At 63.5% G+C, this 16,160-nt stretch carries 11 protein-coding genes; 5 read left to right on the top strand and 6 right to left on the bottom strand.

Annotated elements, in window-relative coordinates:
* The first annotated feature begins 16 nt into the window (after window positions 1-16).
* Window positions 17-346: a hypothetical protein gene (locus NLY43_RS31910; protein WP_198025442.1), complete on the top strand. Its 330-nt coding sequence runs from the start codon at window positions 17-19 to the stop codon at window positions 344-346.
* The gene (locus NLY43_RS31905) at window positions 343-624 is read left to right on the top strand and encodes a hypothetical protein (RefSeq protein WP_023710616.1); all 282 of its coding nucleotides are present in this window, start codon (window positions 343-345) and stop codon (window positions 622-624) included. The genes NLY43_RS31910 and NLY43_RS31905 overlap by 4 nt, the downstream gene beginning before the upstream one ends.
* On the opposite strand, the gene mfd is transcribed toward NLY43_RS31905, so the two are convergent.
* Both mfd and NLY43_RS31895 read right to left on the bottom strand, forming a co-directional pair.
* The gene (mfd, locus tag NLY43_RS31900) at window positions 621-4,112 is read right to left on the bottom strand and encodes a transcription-repair coupling factor (RefSeq protein WP_023710617.1); all 3,492 of its coding nucleotides are present in this window, start codon (window positions 4,110-4,112) and stop codon (window positions 621-623) included. The two genes, NLY43_RS31905 and mfd, sit on opposite strands and share 4 nt — an antisense overlap.
* 10 nt (window positions 4,113-4,122) lie before the next feature.
* Entirely contained in the window at window positions 4,123-4,410 is a 288-nt protein-coding gene (locus tag NLY43_RS31895) for an FAD assembly factor SdhE (RefSeq protein WP_023681561.1), read from the bottom strand.
* 314 nt (window positions 4,411-4,724) lie between these two features.
* Between NLY43_RS31895 and recG the strand changes: the two genes are divergently transcribed.
* Window positions 4,725-6,833, top strand: a complete 2,109-nt coding sequence (gene recG, locus NLY43_RS31890) for an ATP-dependent DNA helicase RecG (RefSeq protein WP_023710618.1) — start codon at window positions 4,725-4,727, stop codon at window positions 6,831-6,833.
* Here the strand turns inward: recG and NLY43_RS31885 are convergent.
* From NLY43_RS31885 to NLY43_RS31870, 4 genes are all read right to left on the bottom strand, one after another.
* Window positions 6,785-7,555 (bottom strand): DUF502 domain-containing protein, encoded by a 771-nt coding sequence (locus NLY43_RS31885; RefSeq protein WP_031193123.1) that lies wholly within the window; start codon window positions 7,553-7,555, stop codon window positions 6,785-6,787. The two genes, recG and NLY43_RS31885, sit on opposite strands and share 49 nt — an antisense overlap.
* 92 nt (window positions 7,556-7,647) lie before the next feature.
* Window positions 7,648-9,471, bottom strand: coding sequence for a glutamine--fructose-6-phosphate transaminase (isomerizing) (glmS, locus tag NLY43_RS31880; RefSeq protein WP_023710619.1), 1,824 nt, complete (start codon window positions 9,469-9,471; stop codon window positions 7,648-7,650).
* A gap of 195 nt (window positions 9,472-9,666) precedes the next feature.
* A complete protein-coding gene (gene glmU / locus NLY43_RS31875; RefSeq protein WP_023710620.1) occupies window positions 9,667-11,040 on the bottom strand; it encodes a bifunctional UDP-N-acetylglucosamine diphosphorylase/glucosamine-1-phosphate N-acetyltransferase GlmU in 1,374 nt (457 codons plus the stop codon).
* A gap of 792 nt (window positions 11,041-11,832) precedes the next feature.
* Window positions 11,833-12,582, bottom strand: a complete 750-nt coding sequence (locus NLY43_RS31870) for a cytochrome c biogenesis CcdA family protein (protein ID WP_023710621.1) — start codon at window positions 12,580-12,582, stop codon at window positions 11,833-11,835.
* Between the two features lie 218 nt (window positions 12,583-12,800).
* Between NLY43_RS31870 and NLY43_RS31865 the strand changes: the two genes are divergently transcribed.
* A complete protein-coding gene (locus NLY43_RS31865) occupies window positions 12,801-13,178 on the top strand; it encodes a COG4315 family predicted lipoprotein (protein WP_023704549.1) in 378 nt (125 codons plus the stop codon).
* A 316-nt stretch (window positions 13,179-13,494) separates the two neighbouring features.
* The gene (gene topA / locus NLY43_RS31860; protein WP_023710622.1) at window positions 13,495-16,158 is read left to right on the top strand and encodes a type I DNA topoisomerase; all 2,664 of its coding nucleotides are present in this window, start codon (window positions 13,495-13,497) and stop codon (window positions 16,156-16,158) included.
* Window positions 16,159-16,160: the final 2 nt, after the last annotated feature.

Raw genomic sequence — 16,160 nt, 5'->3', positions numbered from 1 at the left:
TGGAGTCCCTATGTCCGTGTCCGCCTACCTTGACCGCGTGCGCCGCGAGCAAGGCCTGTTTACGATCGAAGAGGTGGTTGGCCTGTCCGAGCGCGGCAACGTGATCTACGACCCCTACTCCACGCTGATTTCCGCAGGCGCCGTCATCGGGCGAGGCAACGTCTTCTTCCCCGGCGTCTACCTGTTCTGCACCGACGATGGCGCGCTGGAGATCGGCGACGCCAACATTTTCCACGCCAACACACTGTTCGAAGCATCCGCCGGCGCAATCCGCGTCGGCTCACGCAACCAGTTTGGCGAAGGCGGTTTACTGCAAAGGCCAACAGGCCGGGAGCCTCGATCGTGATCGGCGATCAAGGCCGCTATCTCAACGGCGCGGCGGTGTTCGGTGAGACGGTGCTCGGTTCGGGCAGCCAGCTTCTCGGCGCGATCACCGTCGACAGTTGTCGGCTGGAACCGGGCGGCAGTTTTCGTGAGTCCGACCCCGACCGCCGGGCCGGATTGCTGAAAGGCGCCGGCGCCGCGCGCGGCTTCACCGTGCCTGCCGGGCACGTCATCGTCGGCGCCGGCACGTTCTCGGCATCCGACCTGCAGTTGCAGTCGAATTTCCATCCGAAAGTCTAGGTGGCCACCAGCCGCGCCAACTGCGTCATGACGACAGCCGAGCCCGCCAGACGCTTCTCGGCTGTCGGCCAGTCGCGGATGAAGACCACGCTGTGGTCAGCCCTGATCTTGGCCAGCGAGCCCTGTTCGCCGATGTACTTGACCAGCCCGACCGGGTTGGAAAACTCGCGCTTGCGGAAATGGATGACGACGCCCTTGGGGCCGGCATCGAGTTTTTCGACATTGGCCCTGCGGCAGAGTGCCTTGATGAAGACGATCTTGAGCAGATGCTTCACTTCCTCCGGCAGCGGGCCGAAGCGGTCGATCAGCTCGGCGCCGAAAGCATCGATCTCCTCGGTGTTTTCGAGATCGCCAAGGCGGCGGTAGAGCGCCAGCCTGAGCTGAAGGTCCGGCACGTAGCTTTCCGGGATCATGACAGCCGTGCCGACAGCGATCTGCGGCGACCAGCCGCCGTCCTGGACCTCGCCGGAGTCCTTCACCTCGGCCACCGCCTCTTCCAGCATCTGCTGGTAGAGCTCGAAGCCGACCTCCTTGATGTGTCCGGATTGTTCTTCGCCGAGTAGATTCCCGGCGCCCCTGATGTCGAGGTCGTGGCTGGCGAGCTGGAACCCGGCGCCAAGCGTGTCCAGCGACTGCAGCACCTTCAGCCGGCGCTCGGCCGTGTCGGTGAGCTTGCGGTTGGCCGGCAGCGTGAACAACGCATATGCCCGCACCTTGGAACGGCCGACGCGGCCGCGCAGCTGGTAGAGCTGCGACAGGCCGAACATATCGGCGCGATGGATGATCAGCGTGTTGGCGGTCGGAATGTCGAGCCCGGATTCGACGATGGTGGTCGACAACAGCACGTCGTACTGGCCGTCATAGAAGGCGTTCATGATGTCGTCGAGTTCGCCCGGCGGCATCTGGCCATGGGCCACCGCCACCTTCAGCTCGGGGACGGATTCGCGCAGGAAATCATGGATTTCGGCGAGATCGCTGATGCGCGGAACGACATAGAAGGAATGGCCGCCGCGATAGCGTTCGCGCAGCAGCGTCTCGCGGATGACCAGCGGGTCGAAAGGCGAGATGAAGGTGCGCACCGCCATGCGGTCGATCGGCGGCGTGGCGATCAGCGACAGTTCGCGCACGCCGGTCAAGGCAAGCTGCAGCGTGCGCGGGATCGGCGTCGCCGACAGCGTCAGCACGTGGACGTCGGTCTTGAGGTCCTTCAGCCGTTCCTTGTGCTTGACGCCAAAATGCTGCTCCTCGTCGATGATCAGCAGGCCGAGATTCTTGAACGAGATCGCCGACCCGAGCAGTGCATGGGTGCCGATGACGATGTCGACCTGCCCCTCGGCGATGCCTTTCTTGGTTTCCGCCAGTTCCTTGGCGCCGACCAGCCGCGAGGCCTGGCTGACGCGGATCGGCAGGCCGGAGAAGCGCTGCGAAAAGGTCTTGAAATGCTGGCGCGACAACAGCGTCGTCGGCACCACGACCGCGACCTGGAACCCTTCCATCGCCGCGATGAAGGCGGCGCGCAACGCCACTTCGGTCTTGCCGAAGCCGACATCGCCGCAGATCAGCCGGTCCATCGGCTTGCCGGCGCCGAGATCGTCCACGACGGCATCGATCGCGCCCTGCTGGTCGTCGGTCTCCTCATAGGGAAAGCGCGCCGAGAATTCGCCGTAAAGCCCTTCCGCCGGCACCATGGGCGGCGCGGTACGCATCTGGCGCTCGGCGGCAATGCGGATCAGCTGTCCGGCCATGTCGAGCAGGCGCTTCTTCAGCCGCGCCTTGCGCGACTGCCAGGCGCCGCCGCCGAGCTTGTCCAGCGTCGCCTCGGCTGTGTCAGAGCCGTAGCGCGACAGAAGCTCGATGTTTTCCACCGGCAGGAACAGCCGGTCGTCGCCGGCATAGTGGATTTCCAGGCAGTCATGCGGCGCGCCGACCGCCTCGATGGTGCGCAGGCCGATGAAGCGGCCAATGCCGTGATCGGCGTGGACGACGATGTCGCCGGCCGACAGAGACGAGGCCTCGGCAATGAAATCCGAAGCGCGCTTCTTGCGCTTCGAGCGGCGGATCAGCCGGTCGCCCAGAATGTCCTGCTCGGCGACGACAACCAGCTGTTCGGTCTCGAAGCCGGATTCCAGCGGCAGCACCGCAAGGGCGGCCTGGCCCGGCTCGAGCTTTTCGGCTTCGGCCAGCGTCGCCACCGGCACGAGATTGCCGAGATGATGCTCGGCCAGGATCTGGCCAAGCCGGTCGAGCGAGCCTTCGGTCCAGCCGGCGACGATGACCCGCCGGCGCGCCGCGCGCTCGTCGGCGATGTGTTTTACGACGACATCGAAGACGTTGATGTTTGGGTCAGCCCGTTCCTCGGCAAAGCTGCGGCCATGGCGCGAACCGCCATGGAAGACCTTCCTGGCCCCGACATCCGGCGCATCGAAAGCAGTGAAGTCGATGGCTTCGCGCGGTCCGAGCGACGCCACGAGGTTTTCCGGTGAGAGATAGAGCAGGTCCGGCGCCACCGGCTTGTAGGGCACGGCGTCCTTCAACGCGGCGTCGGCCTGTTTGCGGCGCGCTTCGTAGTGGTCGAGGATCAGCGTGTGACGCTCAGCCAGCGCTTCGTGCGCCAGATGGTCGAAGATGACAGGCGCATCCGGCAGATAATCAAACACTGTCTCCAGCCGCTCGTAGAACAGCGGCAGCCAGTGCTCCATGCCGGCAAAGCGCCGCCCTTCGCTCACCGCCGCATAAAGGCCGTCGTCGCGCTGCGGCGCGCCAAAGGCTTCGATATAGGAGCGGCGGAAGCGGCTGATGGTTTCGGGGGTCAGCGCCACTTCACTCATCGCCTGCAGCGCCATCGACTTGCGCTGGCCGGTGGTGCGCTGCGTGGCGGCGTCGAAGACGCGGATCGATTCCAGCGTGTCGCCGAAGAAATCGAGCCGCAGTGCTTCCGTCCAGCCGGGTGCGTAGAGGTCGAGGATGCCGCCGCGCACGGCGAATTCGCCGATACCGCGCACCGTCGGCACTCGCTCGAAGCCGGAAATCTCCAGCCGGGACACCAGCGCGTTCATGTCGATTTGGTTGCCGGGCTTTGCGTGGAAAGTCTGCGCTTCGACCAGATCGGCCGGCGGAATGCGCTGCAGCAGCGCATTGGCAGTGGTCAGGATGACCGCGCGATGCGGCTTTTTTGCCAGCGCGATCATCGCCGTCAGGGCGTCGAGCCGCTTGGCGGCGGCATCGGAGCCTGGCGAAACGCGGTCATAGGGCAGGCAATCCCAGGCCGGCAACTCCAGCACCGGCAGGCCGGGGGCGGCAAAGGTCAGCGCCTCGATGATCGACGGCAGGCGCTGGCCGTCGCGCGCCACGAACAGCACCGGTTTGTCAGGCGCAATCTCATGGATCGCCTGCACCAGCGCAAAGGCTTCGTAGCCATCGGCAACGCCGTCGACGATGAACTGGCCGGCACGGCCTTTCGGCAGACCGATTTTGGGAATGAGGCTCATGGTTGCACGTTTAAAATGTCATGGTCCGGCGCGATGCCAGGATCTTTTGCAGGACGGCACAGTCGATATTCCTGGGAACCGGGCGTTCGCCGGTGACCATGGGCAGGAATTCGGTGTCGGGGATGTCGAGGAGCCTTTCATATTGGTCGATTTCATCGCCGGTCAAGGCGCCGATCTCGTTGTCGGCAAACGTACCGAGGATAAGGTCCATCTCGCGCATCCCGCGATGCCAGGAGCGGAACAACAGCTTGCGGCGCCTGATATCCAGCCCCTCGCTTGATCGTTTCGTCCCGGTCATCGTGCCGCATCCTTGCTTGGTGCGGCGCATATAGCGTGGATAGAGGGCGGTGTCAGCCTTGCAACGCACGGGTGGGCGGCTAAACATCCCTGGTGTGAAGAACACTCCTGACAACGCTGGTGCCGGACACCGCCCGCACTTCACCCTCCCCCTTGTGGGGAGGGTCGGCGAGCACGCTTCGCAAAGCGAAGCGAGTGAGACGGGGTGGGGGTGCGGCGCTGACCTACCGACTTCCTCGAAAGTTAGCCGCGCACCTACCCCCATCCCGCTCCGCTTCGAGGATCGACCCTCCCCACAGGGGGGAGAGTGAAGCCATGCGCCCCTCCCTCCTCGACCCTCTCTTCGTCCCGATCACTTCGCTTGCCGGCGTCGGCCCCAAGGTTGGCGCTCTGATCGAGAAGGTGGTGGCGGCCGATCTCGGCGAACGGCCGGCGCGCGCCGGCGACCTGTTGTTCGTTCTGCCGCACACCGTCATAGACCGCCGCAATCGTCCCGGCATCGCGCTTGCGCCGGCCGGCGCCATCGTCACGCTCGACGTGCGCATCGACCGCCACCAGCCGCCGCCGCGCGGCAACCGGTCGGTGCCTTACCGCGTCTATGCCCATGACGACACTGGCGAGATCGGCCTGATCTTCTTCCACGCCCATGCCGCCTATCTCGAAAAGGCGATGCCGGTGGGCGAGCATGTCGTCGTCTCCGGCCGCATGGAGTGGTTCAACGGCCGCCCGACCATGGTCCATCCCGACCATATCGCCCTGGTGAGCGAGGCGGAAACACTGCCGCTGGTCGAACCGGTCTATCCGCTGACCGCCGGCCTGTCGGGCAAGGTGCTGCGCCGCGCCATCGGCCAGGCGCTCGGCCGGCTGCCGGAATTGTCGGAATGGCAGGACGGCGCCTTCATGCGCAAGCAGACTTTCCCCGCCTTCGCCGACGCGCTCGCCCGCATCCACTATCCCGCGGACCCGATCGATGTCGCCATCGAGGGGGTGGCATGGCGCCGCCTTGCCTATGACGAGCTTCTCGCCGGCCAGGTCTCGCTGGCATTGGTGCGGGCAAAAGTGCGCCGCCTGTCGGGCCGGCCGCTCATCGGCGACGGTCGCATCGTTGAGAAACTGCGCGCAGCCCTGCCCTATTCATTGACCGGCAGCCAGGAATTCGCGCTTGCCGAAATCAATGCCGATCTGGCCGACCCCGAGCGCATGCTGCGCCTGCTGCAAGGCGATGTCGGCTCCGGCAAGACGGTGGTGGCGCTGCTGGCCATGGGGCGCGCAGTCGAGGCCGGTGGCCAGGCGGCATTGATGGCGCCGACCGAGATCCTGGCGCGCCAGCATCTGGCGACGATCACGCCTTTGGCCGAACAGGCCGGCCTGCGCGTCGCTATCCTGACCGGCCGCGAAAAGGGCCGCGAACGCACTGAAACGCTATCAGGTCTCGCCAGCGGCGAGATCGACATCGTCGTCGGCACCCATGCGCTGTTCCAGGAAACGGTGACCTATCACGACCTCGTCTTTGCCGTGGTCGACGAGCAACACCGCTTCGGCGTCCACCAGCGGCTTGCCATCACCGCCAAGGGCGACGCCCCCGACATGCTGGTGATGACGGCGACGCCGATCCCGCGCACTCTGGTGCTGACCGCCTTCGGCGACATGGACGTCTCCAAGCTGACGGAAAAACCGATCTGCCGCCAGCCGATCCGCACCGTCACGCTGCCACTGGAACGGCTGGACGAGTTGGTCGGTCGCATGCTGGAAGCGGTTGCCGACGGCCAGAAGATCTACTGGATCTGCCCGCTGGTCGAGGAATCCGAAGAGATCAAGCTGATGTCGGCCGAGGACCGTTTTGCCTCGCTGCAGCCCTTGTTCGGCGATCGCATCGGCCTCGTCCACGGCCGCATGAAGGGTGCCGAAAAGGACGAGGCGATGCGCGCCTTCAAGGCCGGCGAAACCCGCATCCTGATCGCCACCACCGTTATCGAGGTCGGCGTCGACGTGCCGGACGCCACGATCATGGTCATCGAGCATGCCGAGCGTTTTGGCCTGGCGCAACTGCACCAGCTGCGCGGCCGCGTCGGGCGCGGCGACAAGCCTTCTTCCTGCGTGCTGCTTTACAAGGACCCGCTCGGCGAGACGGCAAAGCGCCGGCTGTCGGTGATGCGCGAGACCGAGGACGGTTTCCTGATCGCCGAAGAGGATCTGAAGCTGCGCGGCGAAGGCGAATTGCTCGGCACCCGCCAGTCCGGCACGCCGGGCTTCCAGGTGGCGCGCATCGAGGTGCACGCCGACTTGCTCGAAGCAGCCCGCGACGATGCAAGGCTGATCCTGTCGCGCGACCCGGAACTACAGTCTGAGCGCGGCGAGGCGCTGCGCCTGCTGCTCTATTTGTTCGGCCGCGACGAGGCCGTACGGCTCTTGCGCGCCGGCTGAGCGCCCTCGGCGATCAGCCCGCCAAGCGGCGGGTTGGCGAGATCTCCGTCGATCGGCTGGCCGTTCATCGTCACCATTTTCGGCTTGACTTCGGGCGCCACCAGCCCGGCCGAGACGATCAGCCTGGCGCCGTCCTCGATCGTCATGTCGAGCAGCACGATGTCGGATTTCGGCACGTACATCAGGAAACCGGTGGTAGGGTTCGGCGTGCACGGCATGAACACGGCAATCATCGGGTCGCCTGCATGGTCGAGCTTCTGGTTGATCTCGGTTTCCTTCTCGCTGGCGACGAAGACCAGCGACCAGACGCCTTTTCGCGGATATTCGACCAGCCCGACCTGGCGGAACATATCGCCCTTGTTCGACAGCACCGTCTGGAAAATCTGCTTCAGCGAACCGTAGATGCCGCGCACCAGCGGCATACGGCCAAGCAGCCGTTCGCCGAAATTGACGATGGCGCGACCGACGATGTTGGCGGTCATGAAGCCGATCAGCGTGATCAGCACGAGCGCCACGATCAGGCCGAAGCCGGGCACCGGAAACGGCAAATAGGTGTCGGGGCTGTAGCGCGCCGGAATGTACGGCTTCACCCAGGAATCGACCCAGCCGACGAACGACCAGGCGATATAGGCGGTGATCGCCAGCGGCGCGCAGACGATAAAGCCTGTGAGGAAATAGTTCCTCAGCCGGGTCATGCCGGAAGTTCTGGGAGCATCGGACATGGTTCACCGGGGATGCGGGTTGCAGCGCCACACTAGTGAAGCGGACGGCGCTTTGGAACTGCGAAGTTTTTTAGACCCCCGATGAGCGCCGACTACTCCACGGTCACCGATTTCGCCAGATTGCGCGGCTGGTCGACGTCCGTCCCCATGAACACGGCGGCGTAGTAGGCCAGCATCTGGATCGGCAGCGCATAGATGATCGGCGAGATGATTTCCGGCACGTCAGGCAGGATGATCGTCTCCATCGTCTTCAAGCTCACCTGAGCCGCGCCCTTGGCGTCGGTGATCAGGATGATCTTGCCGCCGCGCGCCGCCACCTCCTGCATGTTCGACACAGTCTTTTCGAAGATGCGGTCATGCGGCGCGATGACGATGACCGGCATGTTTTCGTCGATCAGTGCGATCGGGCCATGCTTCAGTTCGCCCGCGGCATAACCCTCGGCATGGATGTAGGAGATTTCCTTGAGTTTCAGCGCGCCTTCCATGGCGAGCGGGAAATTGGTGTCGCGGCCGAGATAGAGCACGTCCTTGTAGCGCGAGATTTCGCGCGCGATGCGCTCGATCTGCTCCTCGAGCTTGAGCACCTGGTTGGCGTAGCGAGGCGCCTCCGAAAGAGCGCGCACCAGCGTCTTTTCCTCGTCCTTCGAGATCGTGCCGCGGGCCACACCCGCACGCACCGCCAGCGAGGCCAGCACCGAAAGCTGGCAGGTGAAAGCCTTGGTCGAGGCGACGCCGATCTCCGGCCCGGCCAACGTCGGCAGCACGACGTCGGATTCGCGCGCCATGGTCGATTCGCGCACATTGACGATGGCGCCGATCTTCATGCCCGCCTTGCGGCAATAGCGCAGCGAGGCCAGCGTGTCGGCGGTTTCGCCGGACTGCGAGATGAAGAAGGCAGCATCATCAGCCGATAACGGCATTTCGCGATAGCGGAATTCCGAGGCGACATCGATGTCGACCGGCAGCCGCGCATAGCGCTCGAACCAGTATTTGCTGATCAACCCCGCGAGATAGGCGGTGCCGCAGGCCGAGATCGCCAGCCGGCCGATCTTGGCGAAGTCGAACGGCAGTTCCAGCGGCTTCGACACGCCAGAGACGAAATCGACATAGTGCGCCAGCGTATGCGAGATCACTTCGGGCTGTTCATGGATTTCCTTTTCCATGAAATGGCGGCGGTTGCCCTTGTCGACCATGAAGCTGGTCGACAGTGATTGCTGGCGCTTGCGGGCAACCTCTTTGCCGTCGATGTCGAAGATGGTGACGCCATCGCGGCGCACCACCGCCCAGTCGCCGTCTTCGAGATAGGTGATGGAATTGGTGAACGGCGCCAGCGCGATGGCGTCGGAGCCCAGAAACATCTCGCCATCGCCATGGCCGACGGCCAGCGGCGGGCCATTGCGGGCGCCGACGATGAGATCCTCGTCGCCGGTGAACATGATGGCCAGAGCAAAGGCGCCTTCCAGCCGCTTCAGCGCCTGGTGCGCCGCCTCGATCGGCTTCAGCCCTTTGGCAAGCTGCCGCGCCACCAGATGCGCTACGACCTCGGTATCGGTCTGCGACGAGAAGGAATAGCCGTCGCGGATCAGCTCATCGCGCAACTCGGCGAAATTCTCGATGATGCCGTTGTGAACGATGGCGACGCCGTCGGAGAAATGCGGATGGGCGTTGGTCTCGTTGGGCACGCCATGCGTGGCCCAGCGCGTGTGGCCGATGCCGATCGTGCCATTGAGCGGCTCGTCCTTCAGCCGGCGTTCGAGGTTGATCAGCTTGCCTTCGGCGCGGCGGCGGCCAAGCCGGCCATGCTCGACCGTGGCGACACCGGCCGAGTCATAGCCGCGATATTCCAGCCGCTTCAGCGCATCGACGATGAGCGGCGCGACCTGGCTCTGGCCGACAATTCCGACGATACCGCACATATGCCTGCCCCCAATTCCCGCTGGAAAACCAGTCCCGATGGAAAACCAGCGCTATCTAGGGATTGCCGGCCCGCCGCGAAAGTCACTTTGCGTTTCGTCTGCTGTAACGGAACGCTTCTCAACCCGATGCACTATGACACACCGCTCTTGCAATCCGGTTACCGCAATTCCTCGGTTGTTCAATTGCTTCGGCGGTTAATGGTCGGTGCCGGCCTTTTTCTTCGCCGCTGCGGCAGACGCGAAGCGCTCGCGCAATTCCTTGCCCTTGCCGGGAATGGTCTTCTGGCGGGCGCGGCCGAAGGCCAGCGCATCGTCCGGCACGCTTTCGGTTATGACGCTACCCGAGGCGATGTAGCCGCCCTTGCCGATCGTAACCGGCGCCACCAGCGACGAGTTCGAACCGATGAAGGCGCCCTCGCCGATGTCGGTGAAAAACTTCGAGTAGCCGTCATAGTTGCAGGTAATGGTGCCGGCGCCGATATTGGCCCCCGCGCCCACACGGGCATCGCCGATATAAGTCAGATGATTGACCTTGGCGCCTTCCTCGATGACCGCCTGCTTGACCTCGCAGAAATTGCCGACCTTCGCCTTGTTGCGAAGATCGGCACCCGGCCGCAGCCGCGCGAACGGCCCGACAACGCAGTTGGAGGCAATGGTGGCGCCTTCGATGTGGCTGAAAGCGTGGATCTTGGCGCCGGTTGCAATTTTCACGCCCGGTCCGAACCAGACATTGGGCTCGACGATCGTATCGGCGCCGATTTCGGTGTCATGCGAGAAATACACGGTTTCCGGCGCGATCAGCGTTACGCCCGACCGCATGGCCTCGTAGCGCCGGCGCACCTGCCAGATGCCTTCGGCCTGCGCCAGTTCGGCTCGGTTGTTGATGCCGAGCGCACTCTCGAAGCTGGTTTCGGTGGCAACGACATCGAGCCCTTTCGCACTGGCGATCTCGACGATGTCGGTGAGATAGAACTCGCCCTTGGCGTTCTTGTTGCCAACCTGGTCGAGCAGGTCGAGCGCATGCTTGCCCGCCACCGCCATCATGCCGGCATTACAGAAGCCGATCTTCTTTTCCTCGGCGGAGCAGTCCTTCTCCTCGCGGATGGCGGTGAGCTTGCCGCCCTTTTCGATCAGCCGGCCATAGCCGGTCGGGCTGGGCGGGCGGAAGCCGATCACCACAACAGCCGCGCCATCGGCAAGCTTTTGCCGCGCGGTCACCAGGGCTTCAGCGTCGATCAGCGGCGTGTCGCCGAACATCACGAGAATATCGTCATAACCCTTTGATATCGCATCGCCCGCAGCCAGCACGGCATGCGCAGTGCCGAGCCGCTTCTCCTGCACGAAGGTCTCGGCCTTGGGCGCGAACTTCGCGGCCGCCTTGCGCATATCATCGGCGCCATGGCCGATCACCAGCGCCTGGCTGGCAGCACCGGCTGCCTCGGCCGCTTTCACCACATGGGCGACCATCGGCAGTCCGGCGATCTGGTGCAGCACCTTCGGCATCGCGCTCTTCATGCGCGTGCCTTCACCGGCGGCGAGAATGACGGACAAGCAGGATCTGGTTTGCATGTTGGGAGTTTCCGAGGACCGAGATTCGTTGCAGTCTTAGCACCGGAGGCATCGCGGTCCAATGCGGCTGAATTTCGGTAGAAACCTAACAAAGACCCTTGGCGGTCGTCAGGTAAGTATGGTCATCCGCAGGAGACAGAAAGTGCTTTGGGGATGAATACCCAGATTTCGTTCCCGCGAGCTGTCAGTTGGGCCTTTCGGTCCGATTTCGACAAACGGCGGCGATTTGAGTTGGAGAATTCGCCTGCTTTTGACGAGATTGTAGAGCGAATATGCAAGGAAGCCGCTTCAAGAAAGATAGATGCGTCTGTAAGGCCCGGGAACCGAGCCGAATTATTCGGGTGTCATCGCGCTGGGTTTTGTTTGCGGGTTAAGCCAACGACCTTTGACATTTTCTTTAATAGCCCCACGGGTTTGCGAGCTCAGTATCTAGTTCATCCTGATCTTGGACAGGCGGCAAACTGCGTGTTGATCGCGGCTCTCAGATTGCAGTTGCTTGATGCCTATAAGAAGGAATCGCTACCGATTGCGCATAAAAATTGGTCAATCGACAACTCCATCGACGCAACATCGGCAAGGATATGGCGATACGAGTTGGTCTCTACCGCACCCAAACACGATCTTAACATCCCAGGGTGGGACGGACATGGATCGTCCGCCCCAATGGGAGAATGCTTAGTTGTAAATGGTGCGTGGATCGACTCGGATGGCCAGGAGGTAGTCATTCCGGAGAAGATCGGACGGCGATTTGAAGTGCACAGAAGCGGATATTCCTAGGGTCAAGCCCAGCACCTACCCCAGCCGGCCCAGCACCGGAAAATTCTCCAGCAGCCAGTAGGACACCGTCTGCACGCCGCCGGTGAGAAAGAACACCCCGGCGACGACCAGCAGCGCGCCGATCGCCTTTTCGACGCGACCGAGATGGACGCGGAACCTGCCGAGGAAGCGCATGAAGGCGCCGGAGAACAGGGCAGCGATCAGGAACGGAATGCCGAGGCCAAGCGAATAGGCGGCGAGCAGCAGCGCCCCCTCGCCCACCGTCTCGCGGCCGCCGGCCAAGGTCAGGATCGGCCCCAGCACCGGGCCGATGCACGGCGTCCAGCCAAAGGCGAAGGCCAGCCCCATGACATAGGCGGCGACCATGCTGGCAGGCTTGCCCTGCGACTGAAAGCGCGCCTCGCGCGACAGAAGTGGTATGCGCAGGATGCCGAGGAAATTCAGCCCCATCAGGATGATCAGCACCCCGGCCGCCATCGCCAGCGGCTCCTGCCAGACGCGCAGCCAGTGGCCGATGGTCGAGGCGCCGGCGCCAAGCGCCACGAACACGGTGGAGAAACCGAGTACGAAGGCGAGCGAGGAATAGATGAGCGCGCCGCGGGCGCCGGCCTTGGCCGTGACGCCGGCATCGTCACCGCGAAAATCGTCGACCGACACGCCGGCCATGTAGCAGAGATAGGGAGGCACCAGCGGCAGCACGCAAGGCGACAGGAACGAGATCGCCCCCGCTCCGACCGCGCTGACATAGCCGATGTCCAATGGCATTCCAGAACTCCAGATTCCTTGGCGCCGGTATAGCGGTGCAAAACCGTGTTCGCCAATCACCATCGTGTGGCATTTGGCTACACATACGGTCCGGCCGGACGAATTGTTACCGACCAATCCCAAGTTGACCAAGTCGGGGAAGAAATGCCCCTCGCCGAGCGTTCACACAGCGAAGCCGCGATTTCTGCGCGCTTCGTCGGATCACCAGGGAGATTTCCATGAAAAGCATCACTGTCGGCCTGGCCGCCCTTCTGCTCAGCACCGCCGCATCCTTCGCCGCCGAAGCGTGGAAGGAAGCCGATGTCGGTGGCACCAAGATCTACACCGATGCCAATGGCATGACGCTCTATACCTATGACAAGGACGAGAAGGGCAAGACCAACTGCTACGACAAATGCGCCACCAACTGGCCGCCGCTGAAGGCCGAGGACGGCGCCAAGGCGGACGACGAATGGACCATCGTCGACCGCACCGACGGCACCAAGATGTGGGCCTATGACGGCAAGCCGGTCTACACCTTCATCAAGGACAAGAAGGCCGGTGACATCACCGGCGACGGCGTCGGCGAAGTCTGGCACATCGTCAAGGCCGACTGATCGTCCGAACCTCTATCCCGCACCCCATCGGCGGGACTCGGCTGGCCGCCGGCTCCAAGCGACCCGGCGACCAGTTCGGCATTTACGCGCAGCACGAACTAGTCGCGGCGCCTTTCCCGGTGGCTCGAAACACGAACCGTCCCAGACAGAAATTTTGTGATCTTCTCCATACACTCTAAGAGTGTATTGCGGCACACGCCTCCGCATTTTGGCCGCTTGCCCTTGACCGATCGCAAAAGCGCGGCCATGTGAGCGACCAATTGAATGCGTCACGCAGCGGAATTCTTCTGCCGCCCCACAGCTGATATGAGACCTCATGGACGTCGTCGTCGTCGAATCGCCGGCCAAGGCAAAGACAATCAACAAGTATCTCGGCAAGAACTTCAAGGTTCTGGCCTCGTTCGGCCATGTCCGCGATCTGCCGGCCAAGGATGGTTCGGTGCGTCCCGACGAGGATTTCGCCATGTCCTGGGCGGTCGACACCGCGTCCGGAAAGCGTCTCACCGACATCGCCAACGCGGTCAAGGATGCCGATGGCCTGATCCTCGCCACGGATCCGGATCGCGAGGGCGAAGCCATTTCCTGGCACGTGCTGGAGGTGCTCAAGCAGAAGCGCGTGTTGAAGGACAAGCCGGTCAGCCGCGTCGTCTTCAATGCCATAACCAAGTCGTCGGTGCTGGAAGCGATGGCCAATCCGCGCCAGATCGATGCACCATTGGTCGATGCCTATCTGGCTCGCCGCGCACTCGATTATCTCGTCGGCTTCACGCTGTCGCCGGTGCTGTGGCGCAAATTGCCGGGCGCCCGTTCGGCCGGCCGCGTCCAGTCGGTGGCGCTGCGCCTGGTCTGCGACCGCGAATCCGAGATCGAGCGCTTCATCCGCGAGGAATACTGGCAGATCGCTGCCCTCCTCGGCACGCCACGTAACGACAGCTTCGAGGCGCGGCTGACCGCGTTCGAGCGCAAGAAGCTGCAGAAGCTCGACATCGCCAGCAAGGCGCAGGCCGACGATATCAAGGGCATGCTCGAAGGCGCGACCTTCAAGGCTCTGTCGGTGGAAGCCAAACCGACAAGGCGCAATCCTGGCCCGCCCTTCACCACTTCGACGCTGCAGCAGGCGGCATCGTCGGGCCTCGGCTTTTCGGCGACGCGCACCATGCAGGTGGCGCAGCGCCTCTATGAAGGCATGGAGATCGGCGGCGAGACCACCGGCCTGATCACCTATATGCGAACCGACGGCGTGCAGATGGCGCCGGAGGCGATCGACGCCGCCCGCGACACCATCGCCAAGGAATTCGGCCCACGATACCTCCCGGAAAAGCCGCGCCAGTACACAGCCAAGGCTAAGAATGCCCAGGAAGCGCACGAGGCGGTCCGCCCGACCGATTTCATGCGCACGCCGGCTTCGGTCAGGCAGTATCTCGATTCCGACCAGCTGCGGCTTTACGAATTGATCTGGAAGCGCGCCATCGCCAGCCAGATGCAGTCGGCCGAGATCGAGCGTACCACGGTCGAAATCGAGGCGGTCAATGGCGCTCGCACCGCGGAGCTTCGCGCCGTCGGTTCCGTCGTTCGCTTCGACGGCTTCATCGCCGCCTACACCGACCAGAAGGACGACGACGCCGAAGACGAGGAAAACCGTCGTCTGCCCGAGATCCGTGCCGGCGAGCAGCTGGCCCGTCAGGCGATCAATGCCACCCAGCACACCACCGAGCCGCCGCCGCGCTACTCCGAGGCGTCGCTGATCAAGAAGCTGGAAGAGCTCGGCATCGGCCGTCCGTCGACCTACACCGCGATCCTGAAGACGTTGGAAGACCGCGACTACGTCACCATCGACAAGCGCCGGCTGGTGCCGCAGGCCAAGGGCCGGCTGCTGTCGGCTTTCCTCGAAAGCTTCTTCGAGCGCTATGTCGAATATGACTTCACGGCCTCACTCGAGGAAAAGCTTGACGAGATTTCCGACGGCAAGCTCGCCTGGAAGGACGTGCTGCGTGACTTCTGGAAAGATTTTTCCGGCGCCGTCGCCGACATCAAGGAACTGCGCGTCACTGACGTGCTCGACGCGCTGAACGAGGAACTGGCGCCGCTGGTGTTCCCCGCGCGGGAGGATGGCTCGAATCCCCGCATCTGCCCAAAATGCGGCTCCGGCAATCTGTCGCTGAAACTCGGCAAGTTCGGCGCCTTCGTCGGCTGCTCCAACTATCCGGAATGTTCCTTTACCCGCCAACTCGGCGATGCCGCCAACCCGAATGGCGAGAATGGCGGCGGCGAGGACGGCACCAAGGTGCTCGGCAACGATCCCTACACGGCAGAGGAAATCACGCTGCGCTCAGGCCGCTTCGGTCCTTATATCCAGCGCGGCGACGGCAAGGAAGCCAAGCGCTCCAGCCTGCCCAAGGGCTGGACGCCCGACTCGATCGACCATGAAAAGGCCTTGGCGCTGCTGTCGCTGCCGCGCGATATCGGCAAGCATCCTGAATCCGGCAAGATGATCTCCGCCGGGCTTGGCCGCTATGGTCCATTCGTTTTGCATGATGGCACCTATGCCAATGTCGACAGCATAGAGGATGTGTTCTCGATCGGCCTCAACCGCGCTGTCACCGTGATCGCCGAGAAGCAGCTGAAGGGCAAGGGCGGCCGCAATGGCGGCACCGCGGCGGCGCTGAAGGAACTCGGCGACCATCCCGATGGCGGCGGCAAGATCGTCGTGCGCGATGGCAAATACGGGCCCTATGTCAACTACGGCAAGGTCAACGCGACACTGCCCAAGGGCAAGGATCCGCAGTCGGTGACCGTCGAGGACGCGGTGGCGCTGATTGCCGAGAAGGAAGCCAAAGGCGGCGGCAAGAAGCCGTTCCGCAAGGCGGCAGCCGCCAGGGCCCCCACAGCCAAGAAAACCACTGCCAAAACAACCACTGGCAAGAAAACCACAGCCAAGAAGTCGGCGACCAAGAAGCCGGCGGCGAAGAAAAAGGGATAGCA

It is taken from the genome of Mesorhizobium sp. C416B, assembly GCF_030323165.1.
In the GTDB taxonomy this organism is placed as follows: domain Bacteria; phylum Pseudomonadota; class Alphaproteobacteria; order Rhizobiales; family Rhizobiaceae; genus Mesorhizobium.
This window is presented reverse-complemented; position numbering and strand designations above follow the sequence as displayed.

Bases quoted from the DNA above. Each gene is read 5' to 3' on its own strand.
- NLY43_RS31870 (WP_023710621.1), bottom strand. From the start codon at position 12,582: ATGCCATTGGACATCGGCTATGTCAGCGCGGTCGGAGCGGGGGCGATC.
- NLY43_RS31895 (WP_023681561.1), bottom strand. From the start codon at position 4,410: ATGACCGGGACGAAACGATCAAGCGAGGGGCTGGATATCAGGCGCCGC.
- glmS (WP_023710619.1), bottom strand. From the start codon at position 9,471: ATGTGCGGTATCGTCGGAATTGTCGGCCAGAGCCAGGTCGCGCCGCTC.
- recG (WP_023710618.1), top strand. From the start codon at position 4,725: ATGCGCCCCTCCCTCCTCGACCCTCTCTTCGTCCCGATCACTTCGCTT.
- NLY43_RS31885 (WP_031193123.1), bottom strand. From the start codon at position 7,555: ATGTCCGATGCTCCCAGAACTTCCGGCATGACCCGGCTGAGGAACTAT.
- mfd (WP_023710617.1), bottom strand. From the start codon at position 4,112: ATGAGCCTCATTCCCAAAATCGGTCTGCCGAAAGGCCGTGCCGGCCAG.
- glmU (WP_023710620.1), bottom strand. From the start codon at position 11,040: ATGCAAACCAGATCCTGCTTGTCCGTCATTCTCGCCGCCGGTGAAGGC.
- topA (WP_023710622.1), top strand. From the start codon at position 13,495: ATGGACGTCGTCGTCGTCGAATCGCCGGCCAAGGCAAAGACAATCAAC.
- NLY43_RS31865 (WP_023704549.1), top strand. From the start codon at position 12,801: ATGAAAAGCATCACTGTCGGCCTGGCCGCCCTTCTGCTCAGCACCGCC.